This is a genomic window from Curtobacterium sp. PhB25, from assembly GCF_004365375.1.
Classification (GTDB): Bacteria; Actinomycetota; Actinomycetes; order Actinomycetales; family Microbacteriaceae; genus Curtobacterium.
Genome location: NZ_SODR01000002.1, coordinates 272583 through 290880 on the forward strand (window position 1 = coordinate 272583; position 18298 = coordinate 290880).

An 18298-nucleotide genomic window follows, 5' to 3' on the forward strand; every position below is an offset into this window, starting at 1 on the left:
GGTGGTGGACGGGCCGGGTCGCCGACGCGACCCGGCCCGGACGACCGACGTTACGCCTGCTGTTCCGCCAGCTCGATCTCGGTGACGGCGAGCTCGTCGCCGTCGACGAACGACAGGTTCTCGATGCGGCCGACGGCCGCCAGGTCGACCGCCGCGCGCTCGATGAGCGCCCGCGTCTCGGCCGGCGCGGCGACGACGGCACGCGTGACGGGCGTCTTCTGGGACGCCTTCGCCGACGTCTTCGCGCCGCGGATCCCGATGAGCGCCTGTCCGACGGCCGCGAGCAGCCCGGTGGGGGCCGCGTCGGTGGGCAGGTCAGCAGCGGTCGGCCAGGAGGCCCGGTGCACGCTGGTCTCGTGGGTCCAGGCCCACACCTCTTCCGTCGCGTACGGGAGGAACGGTGCCAGCAGTCGGAGCAGCACGTCGATCGCGCCGCGCAGCGCCAGGACCGCGCTCGCCTGGGTCTCGTGCGTCGCGTCGGCCGCCGTGCCGTAGGCACGTTCCTTCACGAGCTCGAGGTAGTCGTCGCAGAAGGTCCAGAAGAACCGCTCCGTGATCTCGAGCGCGCGGGCGTGGTCGAAGCCGTTGAACGCGGCGGTGGCCTGCTCGACGACCGCACCGAGCTCGGCGAGCATGTCGACGTCGAGTGCTTCGGTCACGCTCGTGGCGCCCTCGGGAAGCGGGAAGCCGTAGACGAACTTGGCGGCGTTCAGGACCTTGATCGCCAGACGACGGCCGACCTTGATCTGCTTCGGGTTCTGCGGGTCGAAGGCCGCATCGGTGCCGAGCTTGGACGAGGCCGCCCAGTAGCGGACCGCGTCGGCACCGTGCTGCTCGAGGATCGACAGCGGCGTGACGACGTTGCCCTTCGACTTCGACATCTTCTTGCGGTCGGGGTCGACGATGAAGCCGGAGATGCTCGCGTGCTTCCACGGCACGGTGTCCGCTTCGAGCTGGCTGCGGAGCACCGTCGTGAAGAGCCACGTGCGGATGATGTCCTGTGCCTGCGGGCGGACGTCGTACGGGTACACCAGGTCGTACAGCGCCGGGTCGGTCTCCCACTTGCCCGCGAGCTGCGGGGTGAGCGACGAGGTGGCCCAGGTGTCCATGACGTCGAGTTCGCCCTGGAACCCGCTAGCGACGCCGCGCTGGTCCTCGGAGTAGCCGGGTGCCGGGTCGGACGACGGGTCGACGGGCAGCTGCGCCTCGGTCGGGACGATCGGCTGGTCGAACACCGGGTTGCCATCGGCGTCGAGCGGGTACCAGACCGGGATCGGCACGCCGAAGAACCGCTGGCGCGAGATGAGCCAGTCGCCGGACAGGCCACCGACCCAGTTGTCGTAGCGGACGCGCATGAAGTCCGGGTGGAACGCGATCTCCTCGCCGCGGGCGCGGAGCGTCGTCTTCAGGGCTTCGTCGCGGGCACCGTTGACGATGTACCACTGGCGGGTCGAGACGATCTCGAGGGGCTTGTCGCCCTTCTCGAAGAACTTCACCGGGTGGTTGATCGTCTTGACGTCGCCGACGAGCTCGCCGGACTCGGTCAGGGCGTCCACGACGACCTTCTTCGCCGAGAACACGGTCTTGCCGGCCATCTCGGCGTAGAGCGCCTTGCCGGTCGCCGACTCGATCCACGCGGGCTCGTCGGAACGGACACGGCCGTCGAAGCCGAGGATCGCGCGGTTCGGCAGCTGCAGCTCGCGCCACCAGACCACGTCGGTGGTGTCGCCGAAGGTGCTGACCATCGCGATGCCGGCACCCTTGTCCTTCTGCGCCAGGTGGTGTGCGAGCACCGGGACCTCGACGTCGAACAGGGGGGAGCGGACCGTGGTGCCGAACAGGTCCTGGAACCGCTCGTCGTCCGGGTGCGCGACGAGGGCGACGCACGCCGGCAGCAGCTCGGGACGGGTCGTCTGGATCACGACGTCGTCGCCGCCGTCCGCACGGTGGAACGCGATGCCGTGGTACGCGCCGGGCATCTCCTTGTCCTCGAGCTCGGCCTGCGCGACCGCGGTGCGGAACGTGACGTCCCACAGGGTCGGGGCGTCGGCCTGGTAGGCCTCGCCGCGCTCGAGGTTGCGGAGGAAGGCACGCTGGGCGCTGGCCCGCGAGGTGTCGTCGATGGTGCGGTACGACTGCGTCCAGTCCACCGACAGCCCGAGGGTGCGGAAGAGCTCCTCGAACTGCTGCTCGTCCTGCACGGTCAGCTGGTCGCACAGCGCGATGAAGTTGCGGCGCGAGATCGGCAGCTGGTCGGCGGCCTTCGACGACTTGCCGTCGCCGCCCTCGAACGGCGGCGTGAAGTCGGGGTCGTAGGGGAGCGTCGGGTCGCAGCGGACGCCGTAGTAGTTCTGCACGCGGCGCTCGGTCGGCAGGCCGTTGTCGTCCCAGCCCATCGGGTAGAAGACGTGCTTGCCCCGCATGCGCTCGAACCGCGCCTTGAGGTCGGTGTGCGTGTACGAGAAGACGTGCCCGATGTGCAGCGACCCGGAGGCGGTCGGCGGCGGGGTGTCGATCGAGTAGACGGCGTCGCGGTGGCCGGCGGCGTCACGGTCGAAGCGGTAGGTGCCGTCCTGCTCCCAGACCGGCCCCCAGACCTGCTCGAGTCCGTCGACGCTGGGCTTCTCGGGCATGGGCTTGGTCATGGCTGCGCCTTCCGTGCGTGTGTGCGGCACCGAGTCCGTGATGAGGTGCCTGAGTGTCCACGCCTGGTGCGTGGTGTCCCAAGGTTACCCGGTACCGGAGACCCGGAGTCGACCGCGGGAATGCTGGATGGGGAATTCTTTCGGCGGAAATACGCAAATGCCGCACGAATGCAATTGTTTGCATTGATCGGAAATGCTCGTAGGGTGCAATCCGTGAATACCTTCGAGAAAGTCGCGACCGCCTTCGTCGGTGTGGCCGCGCTGCTCCTGCCGATGTCCCCGCCGGTGCCGGCTGCGGCCGCGACCGGTTCGGCTCGGTTCGGGATCGGTTCCGGCATCGACACCACGGCGGACGGCGCGAAGGTGGCCCTCGCGGCGGGGCTCGGCGTGGGGACCGCTCGGGTCGACCTGTGGTGGACGGGCGTCGAGAAAGCCCGGGACGAACTCGTCATGCCCGCGTCGTACCGGAAGTCCGTCGACCGTCTCCGCGCGGCGGGGATCCGACCGCTCATCGTCCTCGACTACGGCAATCCCCACCACGACGGCGGTGGTGGTCCGACCACAGCCGCCGGCATCGCCGCGTTCGCGCGGTACGCGGGGTTCGTCGCCGCGACGTTCGGCCCGGACGTGGCGGGGTACGAGATCTGGAACGAGTGGCCGAACACCGTCGCGCCGGAGGCCAGCAGTGCTGCACGCTACGTCGCACTGACCCGGGCGGCGTCCGCGGCCGTCCACGCCGCGGCGCCGGGCTCCGTGGTGGCGGGTCCCGCCATGAGCCTGCTCGGGGCGGACGGCCTGCACCCGTGGCTCCGGCAGTGGCTCGCCGCAGGTGGTCCGGCGACGGTCGACGCGGTGTCGGTCCACGCGTACACCGGGACACGACCGCCGGAGACGACTCTGGGGCCCGCGATGCGGGAGCTCCGGACGGCCCTCACGGCGCAACACCGCTCCGTCCCGGTCTGGTGGACCGAAGGCGGCTGGCAGGCCGGTCCGCCGGGGCAGGCGGGTACCGTCACCCCCGCAGTGCAGTCCGCCTGGCTGGTGCGCTGGGGAGCGCTCGCCGCGCACCTCGGTGTCACGCTCGTCGTGCCGTTCACCCTGAACGACGCGGCGTCGACACCGACCGGGTACGGCCTGTACGGCTCAGCCAGTGGTGGGTACACGGCGCGGCGGGCTGCCGCGGCCTACGCGGTCCTCGTGCGCACCGTCGGTGATCGCCGGTTCGTGGCGGTCGAACGGGCCGGCACGGGCGGGGTCTGGATCGTCAGGTACGGCTCGGGCGGGGACGTGGTCCGCGTCGTCTGGTCGACGTCGGGAGTCCGCACGACGTCGGTCGGCATGCCGGGCGGCTCCTCGCTGGTCTCGGCGACCGGGGCGACGAGCCGGCTGACCGTGGTCCGCGGTGCGGCGTCGGTGCGGGTCCGGGCAGCCCCGGTGTTCCTCCGCTCCGATCGGTGACGCGTCGGAGCGGCGGTTACCACACCGACCTGTCGGACACGCCGGAGACCTGGTAGTCTGTCGGAGTTTGTCCGGCGAGCGCGGGTTCGCAGGAACTGCACCGTTGCCGTCCGCCGGACGCCCGAAGGACGCACCGCACACCGGAGGAACGACTTGGCACCGAACGACGCACCCCACCCGCACAGCGATCGGCCGTTGCCGCACGGCGACCGACCGCTGCGCTCGAAGGGCGCTGCGAAGCGCGCTCGGCGCAAGCTGACGAAGGACGACGTGACCGTCGTCGAGGAGTCGCTGCTCAAGCGCGCCGTGGCGGCCGCCGCCCTCGGCAACGCGATGGAGTGGTTCGACTTCGGCATCTTCGCGTACCTGACCGTCACGATCTCGCAGGTCTTCCTGCCGCAGGGCGACCCGGCCGCGAACATCGTCGCGACCTTCGGGTTCTTCGCCGCGGCGTTCATCGTCCGACCGATCGGTGGCGCCGTCTTCGGTCCGATCGGCGACCGGATCGGCCGGCAGAAGGTCCTCGCGCTGACGATGATCCTGATGGCCGCCGGCACGCTGATGATCGGCTTGATCCCGTCGTACGACTCGATCGGCTTCTGGGCTCCGGTCCTGCTGCTCGTGGCCCGCTTCGTGCAGGGCTTCTCGACCGGCGGTGAGTACGGCGGCGCCGCGACCTTCATCGCCGAGTACTCGCCCGACAAGCGCCGTGGGTTCATGGGCTCGTGGCTCGAGTTCGGCACCCTGGCCGGCTACGTGCTCGGCGCGTCGATCGTCACCGGCCTGCAGTTCGGCCTGTCCGAGGACGCCCTGCTCAGCTGGGGCTGGCGCATCCCGTTCATCATCGCGGGCCCACTCGGCCTGATCGGGCTGTACCTGCGCCTCAAGCTCGAGGAGACCCCGGCCTTCCAGAAGCAGCAGGAGCAGGCCGCCGAGCGCGAGGGGCAGAAGACCCCGTTCCTCAAGCTCTTCGCCGAGAACTGGCGCGCGCTCATCATCTGCATCGGCCTGGTCCTGGTCTTCAACGTGACCGACTACATGCTGCTGTCGTACATGCCGACCTACCTCGAGCAGAACCTCGGCCAGAACGCCACGTTCGGCCTCATCCTGATCGTCGTCGTGATGCTGCTCATGATGGTCGTCATCACGTTCGGTGGCCGGCTGTCCGACAAGTTCGGTCGTCGTCCGGTGCTCGCCGCCGGCTGCATCGGCTTCATCCTGCTGTCCTGGCCTGCCCTCAAGCTCGTCCAGACCGGCACGGGCGTCGGGGTGTTCTCCGGCCTGCTCATCCTCGGTGTCGTGCTCGTCACGTTCACCTCGACCATGCCGTCGACGCTGCCCGCGCTGTTCCCGACGATCATCCGCTACGGCGCCCTGGCGATCGCGTTCAACGTCTCGGTGTCGCTGTTCGGTGGCACGACCCCGCTCGCGACCTCGGCGCTCATCAACGCGGCGAAGGACGCCGGCTACGGCTGGGCCGAGGACATCCCGGCCTTCTACCTGATGCTGGCCGCCGTCATCGGGCTCGTCGCGGTGTACTTCACCAAGGAGACCGCCGCCACCCCGCTCATGGGCTCCGGCCCGACGGTCGGTTCCGAAGACGAGGTCGCCGGCGTGATCGACGACTACAACGACCCGAACTCGGAGTTCGCGCAGTCCGACTGGGCGAAGGAGTTCGCGACGAGTGAGATCCCGATCATCTCGGGTGACGCGGCGAAGAAGGAGTCCGCCGACTCCTGACCCCGGGGCCGCCCCGCGGCAACCCGCCCTGGAGGCCCGGTGCACGTCCGCCACGGACGCGCACCGGGCCTCCGGTCACGTTCAGAGCCGTGGGGGACGTCACGCGCGCAGCGACAGTTCGCGGACGCGGCACCGCGCGAACTGTCGCTCAGCCCGTGAAGTCGGCTGCGGGGCCCGCCGCCAGCCGCTCCGCGGCCTGCAGCAGGTGCGCGGTCACCGGGTGCGACGGGCGCGCGAACACCGTCGCGGCGGGGCCGTGCTCGACGACCGCGCCCCGGTGCACGACCAGCACGTCGTCGGCCATCCGGCGCACGGCCCGCAGGTCGTGCGACACGAACACCATCGCCACGCCGGTGTCGTCGCGGAGCCGCTCGAGCAGGGTCAGCACGGCGTCCTGCACGGTGGCGTCGAGGGCGGTGACCGGCTCGTCGAGGATGATCACCTCGGGGTCGGTGGCCAGTGCCCGGGCGATCGCGAGTCGCTGCCGTTGCCCACCGGACAGGGTCAGCGGCGACCGCGGCCGGAGCGCCGGGTCGAGGTCCACCTGCCGCAGGGCTGCGTCCACCCGGGCGACGAGGGAGCCACGGGCGCGGCGGTCGTCACCCCGCGAGAACGCGTCGGCGAGGACCCGCTCGACCGACCACCGCTCGTCGAACGTGGCGCCGGGGTCCTGCACGACGGCCGCGACCCGGTGGCGTCGGGGTCGTCGGTCGTGTTCGGGGAGCGGTACCCAGGGGGCTCCGTCGAGCGAGACCGTGCCGGCGTCGGGCGTCTCGAGCCCGAGGAGCATCCGCGCCAGGGTGGTCTTGCCCGACCCCGAGGCGCCGATCACCCCGAGCACTCGCCCGCGGTCGAGCCCGAACGACACGTCGTCGACGGCGCGGACGCCCTCGTAGTCGCGCGCGAGGTCCGCGGCGACGAGGACGCCGCTCGCACCGTGCGAGGTTGCGCGCTGGGTGCCGCGGTCGCCGATCGGCGCACGGTGCGTGGACGTGCGCTCGGTGCGAGGTTGCCCGCTCGGTGCGTCGTCAGAGGACTGCACGGAGCCATCAAACTCGCACCGGTCGACCAGATCGGCACCGTGCGCCGCGCGCACCAGGGCCTGCGTCGCGGCGTGCTGCGGATCCTGCAACACCGAGGCGACCGGACCCTGCTCGACGATCCGGCCCTCGTGCATGACGGCCACCCGGTCGGCCCACCCGGCGACGAGCCCGAGGTCGTGCGTGATGACGAGCAGCCCCGCCCCGCGCTGCTGTGCCGCCCGCAGCTGCTCCATCACGGTGACCGCGACCCCGGCGTCCAGTGCGGTCGTGGGCTCGTCGGCGACCACGAGCGCCGGCGACCCGATGGTGGCCGCGGCGATGAGGGCTCGCTGCCGCATCCCGCCCGACAGCGTGCCGGCGAGTCGGCCGTCGGTCGCGATGTCCGGGTCGAGGCCCACCGCGCGCAGGGCATCGCGCACGGCGTCCACGCGCTCGGCCGCACCCATCTCGGTGTGCAGGCGGAGGCTGTCGGCGACCTCGCGTCCGACGGGACGCAGCGGGTCCAACGCGCCCAGGGCCTCCTGGCCGACGTAGCCGACCCGAGACCCGCGCACCTGGCGCCACCGACGATCGGAGAACGCGCGGACGTCGAGTCCGGCGACGGTGAAGGCGTCGGCGCGGACGGCGGAGCCGGGCGCGGACAGGCCGAGTGCGGCGCGGGCGGTGACGGTCTTGCCGGAGCCGGACGCGCCGACCAGGGCGACGCACTCGCCGGCGTCGACCCGCAGGGCGACGTCGTGCACGATCGGCGTGCCCGCGATGGCGACGTGCAGCGCCTGGACCTCGAGGACGGTGGTCATCGGACGACTCCTGTTCGGCGGATCGCGCGACCGAGCACGGTGACGGCGGTCGCGAGCACCACGATGGCGAGCCCCGGGAAGGTGCTCATCCACGGTGCGGTCTGCAGGTAGGTCCGGCCGTCGGCGAGCATCGCGCCCCACTCCGGAGCCGGGGGCGGTGTCCCGACACCGAGGTAGCTCAGCGCCGAGGCCCAGACGATCGCCTGGCCGACGCCGAGTGTCGCGACCGCGACGACGGGCCAGAGTGCGGTGGGCAGGACGTGCCGGACCACGATGCGGACGGGGGAGCGGCCGAGCAGCACGGCGGTCTCGACGACCTGCGACGACCGGGCCGCGCGGACCAGGCCACGGACGATGCGGGCGTAGCCGGGGGCGGTGGCGAAGCCGACGGCGAGCACGGCGGGGACCGGGCCGGGGCCGGTGACGGCGATGACCACCAGGGCGACGAGCAGCAGCGGCAGGGCGAACGCGACCTCGGTGACGCGGCCGATCACGGCGTCGAGCAGTCGGCCGATGCGCCCGGCGCCGGCGCCCAGTCCGGCGACGACCCCGAGCACGACGCCGGTCCCGCCGCCGATCAGGGTCGCGGCGACACCGACCACGAGCGAGGCCCGCGTGCCGGCGACGACCCGGGACAGGACGTCGCGTCCGGATTCATCGGTGCCGAAGGGGTGCGCCCCGCTCGGCGCGAGGAGCGCCTCGGACGGGTGCACCGCGAGCGGGTCCGCGCCGCCGAGCAGCGCCGGCCACGCGGCCGCCACGACGGCGAGCACGACCACGGCGCCCGCGACGGCGCCGGGGACGCCGAGGCCCCGCCGCCGGCGACGTGCTGCTGCCGGTCGTCCGTCGACCGGTTCACCGGCCAGGAGGCTCGGCTCGGCGATGCCGCTCACCGCGCCGCCGCCTCGGGGCCGGGTCCACGGCGTCGCGCGGCTCGCGGAGCACGCGCGCGTCCTGTGCGCGGGGTGCCGGTGCGTGGGTCGACGACACGTTCGACGAGGTCCGCGACCGCGAGCACCACGACGTAGGCCGCGGCGGACACCAGCGCGATGCCGGCGACGAGCGGCATGTCCCGCTGCGTCACCGCGGTCACCAGGGCGCGACCGATGCCGGGCAGCGCGAACACGGACTCGACGACGACGGCGCCGGACACGAGGGACCCGAACGCCCAGGCGGACAGGGCGATCCCGGGCAGCGCCGCGTGGCGGAGCAGGTGCCGGGCGAACAGCCCGAGGCGGGTCTCACCACGGCCCCGGGCGGCGAGGGCGAAGGCGGACCGTTGCGCATCGACGACCCCGTCGCGGACGGTCTCGGCCAGGTACCCGGCGACCGGGACGGCCACCGTCAGCACCGGGAGCACCCAGCCGCGCACGGTGCCGTCGCTGACCGCGGGCACCCAACCGAGGGCGCTCGCGAACACCACGATGAGCACGCTGCCGAGCCAGAAGTGCGGCATCACGCTCGCGGTGACACTCAGCGCGCTCGTCAGCCCGGCCGCGAACCGACCGCGCTGCGTCGACCACCAGGCCGCGACGATCGCCAGGACCCAGGCGACGACGAGCCCGGCCACCGCCAGGGTGAGCGTGACGGGCAGCTGCTGGCCGAGCAACGTCGCGACCGGGGTGCGGAAGGCGTACGAGTCACCGAGCTGCAGGGTGGCGAGGCGTCCGAGGAACACCGCGTACTGCACGAGCACCGGCTGGTCGAGGCCGTACTCGTGCCGGACCTGGGCGACGGCCTCGGCGGAGGCCTGCGAGCCCGGACCACCGAGGATCGCGAGTGCGGGGTCGCCGGGGATGAGCCGGATCGCGACGAACACGATCGTCGCGACGGCCCAGAGCACGCCGATCCCGCCCGCGAGCCGTCGGACGGCCCACCACACCCAGGGCATCCGCGTCAGCGGTCGATCCAGGCCGTGCCGAACCAGGGCGTGGACACCGAGGTCGTCTGGATGCCGTGCACGGCCGAGCGCACCAGGAAGTGGTTCTGCTGGTCGTAGAGGGGCAGCACGGTGTCGCTCGCCAGGATCGTCTTCTGCGCCTGCTCGTACAGGTCGGCGCGCTCGTCGGCGTCCGAGGTGCGGGCCGCCTGCTCGAGCAGGGTGTCGAGCGCGGGGTCGTCGAGCTGCGCGAGGTTCGCGAAGTACCCGGACGGTGCCGGCTCGATGCTCGCGCTGTCGTACAGGATCCGCAGGACGTCGGGGCCGACCTTCGTGTACGGGGCGCTGACCACGTCGTACTCGTTCGCCGCGAGGGCCGCGTACCAGCTGGAGAGGTCGAGCTCGTCGAGCACGACCTTGAACCCGACGGCCTTCTCGGATGCCTGGATCTGCTGGAACAGGCTGCGCTCGGCCGGCACCGACTGGTTCGTCGACACCGGGAACGTCACGGTCAGCTGCTGGCCGTCCTTAACGCGGATGCCGTCCGACCCGACCTTCCAGCCGGCGTCGTCGAGCAGCTGCTTCGCCTTCGTCGGCGAGTAGTCGAACCGGCTCTTCTCCGAGTACGCCAGCGGTTCGGCACTCGAGAGCACGGAGTACGAGCGCTTCGCGGTGCCGAGGAACAGCGACTGCAGGCCGGGGTCGATCTCGGCACCCGCGATGAACGCCTGCCGCACGGCCTCGTCACGGAACACGCCGTGGCCGGAGTTCAGCTCGAGGCGGTTCGAGGCACCGGGGCGCGGGGCGTCGAGGTCGCGGATGGCGCCCTTCGCCGACGCTGCCTTGAGCTGGTCGGGCTGCGCGTTGTCGATGACGTCGACCTGGCCGGACTGCAGCGCCGCGTAGCGCGACGTCGAGTCGGGCAGGAACCGCCACGTGATGCCGGACAGGCGTGGCTTCGTCTTCCCCCAGTGGTCGCTGTTCTTCGTCAGGGTGACGCGGTCGCCGTGCTTCCACCCGGTGACCTCGAACGGGCCGGTGCCGACGGGCGCCTCGCAGTTCGTCGCCTGCTTGCGCTCGAGTGCCTTCGGGGACTCCATGCCGACCCACGGCTGCGAGAAGGACTCGAGCAGCGCGCTGTCCGGACGGCTCAGCGAGAGCGTCACGGTGTGGTCGTCGGTGGCCGTCGCCTTCGTGATGGACTGCAGCGCGAGGTACCCGGTGCTCGACGCGGTGGCCGGGTCCTGCACGTGCTCGATGTTCGCCACGACGGCGGCGGCGTCGAACGGGGTGCCGTCGGTGAAGGTGACGTCGTCGCGCAGCGTGAAGGTGAGGGTCTTGCCGTCGTCGCTCGTGGTCCACTTCGTCGCGAGCTCGGGCGTCGGCTCGCCGTCCTCGAGCCCGACGAGCTCCTCGATGTACTGCGTCGCCAGGAGCGCCTGCGGGTAGTTGCCGCCGACGTGCGGGTCGAGGCAGGTGGGCTCGGCGTCACCGGAGGCGTACGTCAGGGTCCCGCCGCTCACCGGCTTGCTGCTCGTGGTGCTCGTCCCCGCGCCGCTGCACCCCGCGAGGACGAGGACGACTGCTGTGGCGCTCGCGACGGCGGCGACGGTTTTCTGTACTGAGTCCAAGATCATGGCTGGACGAGTCTAGCGGTTTACTGGGGCCCATGGACGAACCGATCCGCCGCGGTGGCCGGCCCCGACGCTCGAGCGCCGAGGTCCTCGCGGACGCCGCTGCCGAGCTGTTCCTCGAGCAGGGGTACGGACGCACCACGGTCGACCAGATCGCCGTGCGTGCGGGGGTCAGTCGCGCGACGTTCTTCAACTACTTCACGGCGAAGTCGGACGTGATGTGGCTCGAGCTCGACGCCGCGGTCGCGGGGCTGCCCGGGTACCTGGCGGCCTCGACCGAACCCAGTGCGGTGCGTGCGGTGGAGCAGGCCCTGCTCGCCGCGGCCCGGGCCCACGACCCCGAGCGGGTGCCGTGGGCGGTCGCGCAGGCCGAGGTGATGGGCATCGGCTCCGAGCTCGTCGCCGGGGTCGCCGTCCGGGTGATGGCGCAGCACGGGGCCGTCGCCGCCTTCGTGGCCGGGCGCACGGGGGAGCAGCCGGGGTCGCTCTGGCCGCAGACGGTCTCGGGCGCGGTGCTCGGGGCGGCTGCTGCGGCGTTCGGGGTGTGGGTCGCCGACGGGGTGGCCCGCCAGCCGCTCGTCGAGTACGTCGCGGCGGCGCTGACCCCGGTGGTCGCCGGCCTCGACGCCCGCTGACGCCGTCGACGCTCGCCCGCGCGTCAGTCGGTGCGCAGCGTCCCGGCGCCGCCGGCGGCCACGTCCGAGGCCGTCCCGTCGCGCACCACCTCGGGCACCTCGTCGCTCGTCGGCCGCAGCGAGGCGTCGCCCGGGTAGCTCAGCGTCAGCACGGCTTCCTCGATGTACGGGCTGTCCTCGAGCGACTTCTCGACGTCGCGCAACCGCACCGCGACGTGCTCTTCGTTCTCGTTGCCCGTCAGGTCGACGGCGGCGACGAGGTACACCCGCGACGGTCCGACGAACTCCAGGTGCAGGTAGGTGACACGTTCGATCTGCGAGCGGCCGAGCAGCTCGACGAGCACCGCGTTCTCGAGCTCGGGCGACGTGCTCTCGCCGAGCAGGAAGCGGCGGTTGCGGTCGATGAGGATGATCGCCACGACCCCGAGCAGCAGGCCGATCGCGATGGACCCGATCGCGTCGAAGATCGCCAGGCCGGTGATCTGGTGCAGGAACACCCCGAGGAACGCGACGACGAGGCCGATGAGCGCAGCGGCGTCCTCGGCGAACACGGCCCGCAGCGTCGGGTTCGAGGACTGCAGCACGTGGCGCAGCACCGGCACCTTGCGCTTCGTCGCCGCTCCGTGCGCCTGGCGATAGGCCTGCAGGAAGCTCGTGCCCTCGAGGCAGAACGACAGCGCGAGCACGATGTAGTTGAGCAGGACGTCCTCGGCCGGACCCGTCTCGCCGAGCTCGGAGATGCCGTGGTAGATCGACACGATGGCGCCGGCGGTGAACAGCCCGAACGCGGCGAACATCGACCAGATGTAGGTCTCACGTCCGTACCCGAGCGGGTGTGCGGTGTCGCGCTTCCGCGCGCCCCGTCGTTCGGCGACGAGCAGGAAGATCTCGTTGCCGGTGTCCGCCCACGAGTGCGCTGCCTCGGCCACCATCGAGGCCGAACCCGAGATGAGCGACGCGATGGTCTTCGCGATCGCAACGAGCAGGTTCGCGCCGAAGGCGATGATGACGGTGAGGGAGGACTCCGGGCGTTCGCCGGAGGCAGAGTCGTCGGGCATCCCTCCAGCATGCTCCCGTCCGCTAAACTCGTGTCACACGAGCGTCGATCCGGCCATCACCGGGGAGCTCCCGGAAGAACGCGGTCCGCGCGAGCGGCTCGTCAGTAGAACCGGGCGGACCGGGCCGCACCGAACCCGAACACGAGCGGTCGTGACGTGCGGACAGCACGGCGTGGCAAGCGAGGTGGTACCGCGGAGCCTGCTCCGTCCTCGTGGAGATCGAGCGAACCCACAAGGAGTCCCGGTGCCGTACCCGTTGAACGCCGATGCCGATGGCGTCGTCCCCTCGCCGTCCTTCCCCGCCGTCGAGCGGGGGATCCTCGCCTTCTGGAAGGGCGACGACACGTTCCAGGCGTCCATCGACCAGCGCCAGGGCTGCGACGAGTGGACCTTCTACGACGGCCCGCCGTTCGCGAACGGCCTGCCGCACTACGGTCACCTGCTGACCGGGTACGCCAAGGACGTCTTCCCGCGCTACCAGACCATGCGCGGCAAGCAGGTGCACCGCCGCTTCGGCTGGGACACCCACGGGCTGCCCGCCGAGCTCGAGGCGATGCGCCAGCTCGGCATCACCGAGAAGCACGAGATCGACGAGATGGGCGTCGACGTGTTCAACGCCGCCGCCAAGAAGTCCGTGCTGCAGTACACCGACGAGTGGCAGCAGTACGTCACCCGCCAGGCGCGCTGGGTCGACTTCGAGGACGACTACAAGACGCTCGACACGACGTTCATGGAGAGCGTGTTGTGGGCGTGGAAGCAGCTCTGGGACAAGGGCCTGGCGTACGAGGGCTTCCGGGTCCTGCCGTACTGCTGGAACGACCAGACGCCGCTGTCGAACCACGAGCTGCGCATGGACGACGACGTCTACAAGATGCGCCAGGACCAGTCCGTCACGGTGTCGTTCCCGCTGCAGGGTGCGCGCGCCGAGTCGCTCGGGCTGGCTGGCGTGCGTGCGCTCGCCTGGACGACGACCCCCTGGACCCTGCCCACGAACGCCGCGTTGGCCGTCGGGCCTGCGGTCTCGTACGTGGTGCTCCCTGCGGGGCCGGGAGGCGCAGCTGACGGCGCCGACGCCGGTTCCGTCTCGTACCTGTTGGCTTCGGACACCGTGGCCGCCTACGCGAAGGACCTCGGCTACGAGACGGCCGAGGACGCCGCTGCCGCGGTCGTCCGCACCCTGACGGGTGCGGAGCTCGACGGCGTCGAGTACGAGCGCCTGTTCGACTTCCTCGCCGAAGCCGAGGGCATGGAGCACGCCTGGCGCATCCTGGTCGCCGACTACGTCGAGACCGGCGAGGGCACCGGCATCGTGCACCAGGCCCCGGCCTACGGTGCCGACGACCAGGTGGTCTGTGCTGCCGCCGGCATCCCCGTGGTGCTCTCCCTCGACGAGGGCGGGGTCTTCACCTCGCAGTTCGGCGAGGTCGCCGGCATGCTCTGGTCCGACGCGAACAAGCCCCTCACCAAGGCCGTCCGGGACGCCGGTCGTCTGCTCCGCCAGGCGTCCTACGAGCACAGCTACCCGCACTGCTGGCGGTGCCGGAAGCCCCTCATCTACAAGGCCGTGTCGTCGTGGTTCGTGCGGGTCACCGACTTCCGCGACCGCATGGGCGAGCTCAACCAGGACATCAACTGGGTGCCGGAGAACGTCAAGGACGGCCAGTTCGGCAAGTGGGTCGGCAACGCCATCGACTGGTCGGTGTCGCGCAACCGCTACTTCGGCACGCCGATCCCGGTGTGGCAGTCCGACGACCCCGAGTACCCGCGCACCGACGTGTACGGCTCGCTCGAGGACATCGAGCGCGATTTCGGCCGCCTGCCGCTGAACGCCGACGGCGAGGTCGACCTGCACCGCCCGTTCATCGACGACCTGACCCGTCCGAACCCCGACGACCCCACGGGGAACTCGACGATGCGCCGGATCACCGACGTGTTCGACGTCTGGTTCGACTCCGGGTCGATGCCGTACGCCCAGGTGCACTACCCGTTCGAGAACCGGGAGTGGTTCGAGTCGCACAACCCGGCCGACTTCATCGTCGAGTACATCGGGCAGACCCGCGGCTGGTTCTACGTCATGCACGTGCTGTCCACGGCACTGTTCGACCGGCCTGCTTTCAAGAACGTCATCAGCCACGGCATCGTCCTCGGCTCGGACGGCCAGAAGATGTCGAAGTCGCTCCGGAACTACCCGGACGTCTCCGAGGTGTTCGACCGCGACGGCGCCGACGCCATGCGCTGGTTCCTGATGTCCTCGTCGGTGATCCGCGGCGGCAACCTCGTCGTCACCGAAGAGGGCATCCGCCAGGGCGTCCGCGAGTTCATGCTCCCGCTGTGGTCGACGTACTACTTCTTCACCCTGTACGCGAACGCATCGGGGGCGTCGGGGTACCAGGCCACCCGTCGAACGGACAGCACCGACGTCCTCGACCGGTACCTGCTCGCGAAGACCCGGGTGCTCGTGTCCGACGTGCAGCAGCACCTCGACGCGCTCGACACCCCGCTCGCGGCCCAGGCCGTCCGTGACTTCGCCGACGTGCTGACGAACTGGTACGTCCGCCGGTCGCGCGACAAGTTCTGGACCGGGGCCGACGGTGCGGCAGGGGACGACGCCCGTGCGGCCTTCGACACCCTGTACACGGTGCTCGAGACCCTGACCCGCGTCGCGGCCCCGCTCGCCCCGCTCGTCACCGAGGAGATCTGGAAGGGCCTGACCGGTGGTCGGAGCGTGCACCTGACGGACTTCCCCGACGCGGCCGAGTTCCCCGCCGACGACGCCCTCTTCGCGGCGATGGACCGCGTGCGCGACGTCGCCTCGAAGGGCCTCGCGCTCCGCAAGGCGACCGGCAAGCGCGTCCGGCTGCCGCTCGCCACGCTCACCCTCGTGGTGCCGGACCCGGCGGCGGTCGAACCGTTCGCCGACATCCTGCGCGACGAGCTGAACGTCAAGCGGGTCGTGCTCGAGGCGCAGGCCGAGGAATCCCTGGCGCAGTACGGCATCGAGCGGAAGCTGACCGTCAACGCCCGCGTCGCCGGCCCGCGCATCGGCAAGGCCGTGCAGCAGGTGATCCCGGCCGCGAAGAAGGGCGACTGGACCGCGACCGAGTCCGGCGTGACCGTCGGCGGTGTCGACCTGGTCGAGGGCGAGTACACGCTCGACCTCACCGTCGCCGACCCGTCGGTCGCCGTGGCGTTCCTCGACGAGGGCGGCTTCGTGGTGCTCGACACCGTGACCACGCCCGAGCTCGAGGCCGAGGGGCTCGCCCGCGACGTCGTCCGTGCCGTCCAGCAGGCCCGGCGCGACGCCGACCTGGACGTCAGCGACCGCATCGTCCTGACCCTCGGGGTCGACGAGGCCGCCGACGCGTCGGTGCGCACCCACCAGCAGCTCATCGCGGGGGAGACCCTGGCGACGAGCGTCGAGATCGTGCCCCTCGGGGCAGGCGCCACCACCGATGTCGGTGACGGCGCGAAGGTGACCGTGGAGGTGTCACGCGCATGAGCGACGACGACCAGTACGACGAGCACGACCAGCACGACCAGCACGACGAGGACGGCATCCGGATCCCGGTGGGGCCGTCCGGAGACGCTCCGGTCGAGGCCGTGCCGTACGGCCGTGACGACGACGAGGTCAAGCGCGTCGAGGCCGCCCTGTACGCCCGGATCGGTGAGCAGTCGCCCGAGCACCGCCTGACCGCGACCCGTCGCGCCGTCGAGCTGCTCGGCGACCCGCACCTGGCGTACCCGGTGATCCACATCACCGGCACGAACGGCAAGACGTCCACCGCGCGCACGACCGAGAGCATCGTCCGTGCCCACGGTCTGCGCACCGGCCTGATGACGAGCCCGCACCTGGTGTCGATCCGGGAACGCATCGTCATCGACGGGCAGCCGATCGAGCCGAGCCGGCTCGTCGAGAACTGGGACGACATCGCCCCGGTCCTCGAACTGACCGACCAGGAGCTCACCGCCAAGGGCGAGCTCCCGCTCACCTTCTTCGAGGCACTGACCGTCCTGGCCCTGGCGTGCTTCGCCGAGGCGCCGGTCGACGTCGCCGTGATCGAGGTCGGCATGGGCGGCGAGTGGGACTCCACCAACGTCGTGCAGAGCCAGGTCGCGGTGTTCACGCCGATCGCCATCGACCACGCGAAGCAGCTCGGCAGCACCGTGGCGGAGATCGCGCGGACCAAGTCCGGGATCATCAAGCCGTCGTCCGCCGTGGTGTCGAGCGAGCAGGTCCCCGAGGCACTCGTCGAACTCGAGCGTGCCGCCGAGCTCACCGAGTCGACCCTCGCGGTCGAGGGCACCGGTTTCAGCGTCGTGGACGTGACGCCGGCGGTGGGCGGTCAGCTCATCACCGTGCAGGGGATCGCCGGCCGCTACGACGACCTGTTCCTGCCGCTGTTCGGTCGGCACCAGGCGCACAACGCGGCCGTGGCGATCGCCGCGGTCGAGTCGTTCCTCGGTCGGGGCACCCAGGCGCTCGACGAGGACGTCCTGTCCGAGGGCCTCGCCGGTGCCACCAGCCCCGGTCGCCTCCAGCCGATCGCCACTGACCCGACCGTCGTGGTCGACGCGGCGCACAACCCGCACGGTGCCAAGGCCCTGGCCGAGGCCCTGCCCGTGGCGTTCCCGTCCGAGCACGTCGTCGGCGTCGTCGGGATCCTCGGCGACAAGGACGCCCGCGGGTTCGTCCGCGCGCTGAAGGGCACCGTCGAGACCTTCGTCGTCACGCAGCCCCCGGGGGAGCGTGCCCTCGACGCGGACGCCTTCGCGAAGGTCGTCGTGGACGAGGTCGGCGCGGACCGTGTCGTCGTCGAACCGTCGCTCGCCGCCGCGCTGCAGCAGGCACGCGACCTGGCGGACGAGGCGGACGCCGAGGACGCCCTCGTGCTCGTCGCGGGCTCCATCGTGATGGTGGGTGCGGTCATGGACCTGGTCCACCGGGAAGGCGAGACGAAGTGACGAACGCACCCAGGGCCTCCCGTCCGACGCGCGCACCGCGCACCCGGAAGCCGCGACGCGACCGCGGGGCGCAGGAGAGCCTGCTGTCGATCGCGCTCGTGCTCGAGGCGATCATGTTCTTCTTCCCGATGCTCGTCGTGTTCGGCAAGGGGACCCTGCCGCCGGCCCTGGCGTTCGGCGGCGGCATCGGTGCGATGGTCGTGCTGGCGCTGGCCTCACGTCTGACCGGCAACCCCGCCGGTGTAGGGTTCGGGTGGCTGCTGCAGGCGGCCATCCTCGCCACCGGGTTCATCGAACCGTTCATGTTCGCGGTCGCCGTGGTGTTCCTGGCGCTGTGGGTCTTCTGCTTCGTCAAGGGCGGTCAGCTCGACCGCCAGAACGCTGCGCGCCGGGCCGCCACGGGCGAGGACTGACCACCCCTCCGATCCCGCGAACACACTAGGA

12 protein-coding genes are annotated in these 18298 nt (G+C 71.4%); 6 read left to right on the plus strand and 6 right to left on the minus strand.

The window, feature by feature from the left end:
• Window positions 1-50 precede the first annotated feature (50 nt).
• Window positions 51-2645, minus strand: a complete 2595-nt coding sequence (valS, locus tag EDF51_RS05870) for a valine--tRNA ligase (RefSeq protein WP_166673498.1) — start codon at window positions 2643-2645, stop codon at window positions 51-53.
• A 213-nt stretch (window positions 2646-2858) separates the two neighbouring features.
• On the opposite strand from valS, the gene EDF51_RS05875 reads away from it, so the two are divergent.
• Both EDF51_RS05875 and proP read left to right on the plus strand, forming a co-directional pair.
• Window positions 2859-4103: a glycosyl hydrolase gene (locus tag EDF51_RS05875; RefSeq protein WP_134194136.1), complete on the plus strand. Its 1245-nt coding sequence runs from the start codon at window positions 2859-2861 to the stop codon at window positions 4101-4103.
• Window positions 4104-4256: 153 nt separating this feature from the next.
• Window positions 4257-5843 carry a glycine betaine/L-proline transporter ProP gene (gene proP / locus EDF51_RS05880; protein WP_243837079.1) on the plus strand — a complete coding sequence of 529 codons (1587 nt, stop codon included), beginning with the start codon at window positions 4257-4259 and terminating at the stop codon, window positions 5841-5843.
• 148 nt (window positions 5844-5991) lie between these two features.
• On the opposite strand, the gene EDF51_RS05885 is transcribed toward proP, so the two are convergent.
• From EDF51_RS05885 to EDF51_RS05900, 4 genes are read right to left on the minus strand one after another with little or no spacing between them, the layout of a single operon-like run.
• A complete protein-coding gene (locus EDF51_RS05885) occupies window positions 5992-7686 on the minus strand; it encodes an ABC transporter ATP-binding protein (protein ID WP_134194138.1) in 1695 nt (564 codons plus the stop codon).
• Entirely contained in the window at window positions 7683-8579 is an 897-nt protein-coding gene (locus tag EDF51_RS05890; RefSeq protein WP_243837080.1) for an ABC transporter permease, read from the minus strand. Before EDF51_RS05890 ends, EDF51_RS05885 begins: the two co-directional genes overlap by 4 nt.
• Window positions 8576-9577, minus strand: coding sequence for an ABC transporter permease (locus EDF51_RS05895; RefSeq protein ID WP_134194140.1), 1002 nt, complete (start codon window positions 9575-9577; stop codon window positions 8576-8578). The genes EDF51_RS05890 and EDF51_RS05895 overlap by 4 nt, the downstream gene beginning before the upstream one ends.
• 5 nt (window positions 9578-9582) lie before the next feature.
• The gene (locus tag EDF51_RS05900) at window positions 9583-11202 is read right to left on the minus strand and encodes an ABC transporter substrate-binding protein (protein WP_131845443.1); all 1620 of its coding nucleotides are present in this window, start codon (window positions 11200-11202) and stop codon (window positions 9583-9585) included.
• 32 nt (window positions 11203-11234) lie between these two features.
• Between EDF51_RS05900 and EDF51_RS05905 the strand changes: the two genes are divergently transcribed.
• Entirely contained in the window at window positions 11235-11834 is a 600-nt protein-coding gene (locus EDF51_RS05905; protein WP_134194142.1) for a TetR/AcrR family transcriptional regulator, read from the plus strand.
• A 23-nt stretch (window positions 11835-11857) separates the two neighbouring features.
• On the opposite strand, the gene EDF51_RS05910 is transcribed toward EDF51_RS05905, so the two are convergent.
• Window positions 11858-12892 (minus strand): cation diffusion facilitator family transporter, encoded by a 1035-nt coding sequence (locus tag EDF51_RS05910; protein WP_123938848.1) that lies wholly within the window; start codon window positions 12890-12892, stop codon window positions 11858-11860.
• 244 nt (window positions 12893-13136) lie between these two features.
• Here EDF51_RS05910 and ileS point away from each other — a divergent pair, with 244 nt between their 5' ends.
• Genes ileS through EDF51_RS05925 form a run of 3 tightly spaced genes read left to right on the plus strand, consistent with a single transcriptional unit; the run spans window position 13137 to window position 18267 of the window.
• Window positions 13137-16391, plus strand: a complete 3255-nt coding sequence (ileS, locus tag EDF51_RS05915; protein WP_134194144.1) for an isoleucine--tRNA ligase — start codon at window positions 13137-13139, stop codon at window positions 16389-16391.
• Window positions 16388-17854 (plus strand): folylpolyglutamate synthase/dihydrofolate synthase family protein, encoded by a 1467-nt coding sequence (locus EDF51_RS05920; protein WP_208321820.1) that lies wholly within the window; start codon window positions 16388-16390, stop codon window positions 17852-17854. The genes ileS and EDF51_RS05920 overlap by 4 nt, the downstream gene beginning before the upstream one ends.
• Entirely contained in the window at window positions 17851-18267 is a 417-nt protein-coding gene (locus EDF51_RS05925) for a DUF4233 domain-containing protein (RefSeq protein ID WP_134194147.1), read from the plus strand. The genes EDF51_RS05920 and EDF51_RS05925 overlap by 4 nt, the downstream gene beginning before the upstream one ends.
• Window positions 18268-18298 lie beyond the last annotated feature (31 nt).

Bases quoted from the DNA above. Each gene is read 5' to 3' on its own strand.
- EDF51_RS05910 (WP_123938848.1), bottom strand. From the start codon at position 12,892: ATGCCCGACGACTCTGCCTCCGGCGAACGCCCGGAGTCCTCCCTCACC.
- valS (WP_166673498.1), bottom strand. From the start codon at position 2,645: ATGACCAAGCCCATGCCCGAGAAGCCCAGCGTCGACGGACTCGAGCAG.
- EDF51_RS05900 (WP_131845443.1), bottom strand. From the start codon at position 11,202: ATGATCTTGGACTCAGTACAGAAAACCGTCGCCGCCGTCGCGAGCGCC.
- EDF51_RS05895 (WP_134194140.1), bottom strand. From the start codon at position 9,577: ATGCCCTGGGTGTGGTGGGCCGTCCGACGGCTCGCGGGCGGGATCGGC.
- EDF51_RS05905 (WP_134194142.1), top strand. From the start codon at position 11,235: ATGGACGAACCGATCCGCCGCGGTGGCCGGCCCCGACGCTCGAGCGCC.
- EDF51_RS05885 (WP_134194138.1), bottom strand. From the start codon at position 7,686: ATGACCACCGTCCTCGAGGTCCAGGCGCTGCACGTCGCCATCGCGGGC.
- EDF51_RS05920 (WP_208321820.1), top strand. From the start codon at position 16,388: ATGAGCGACGACGACCAGTACGACGAGCACGACCAGCACGACCAGCAC.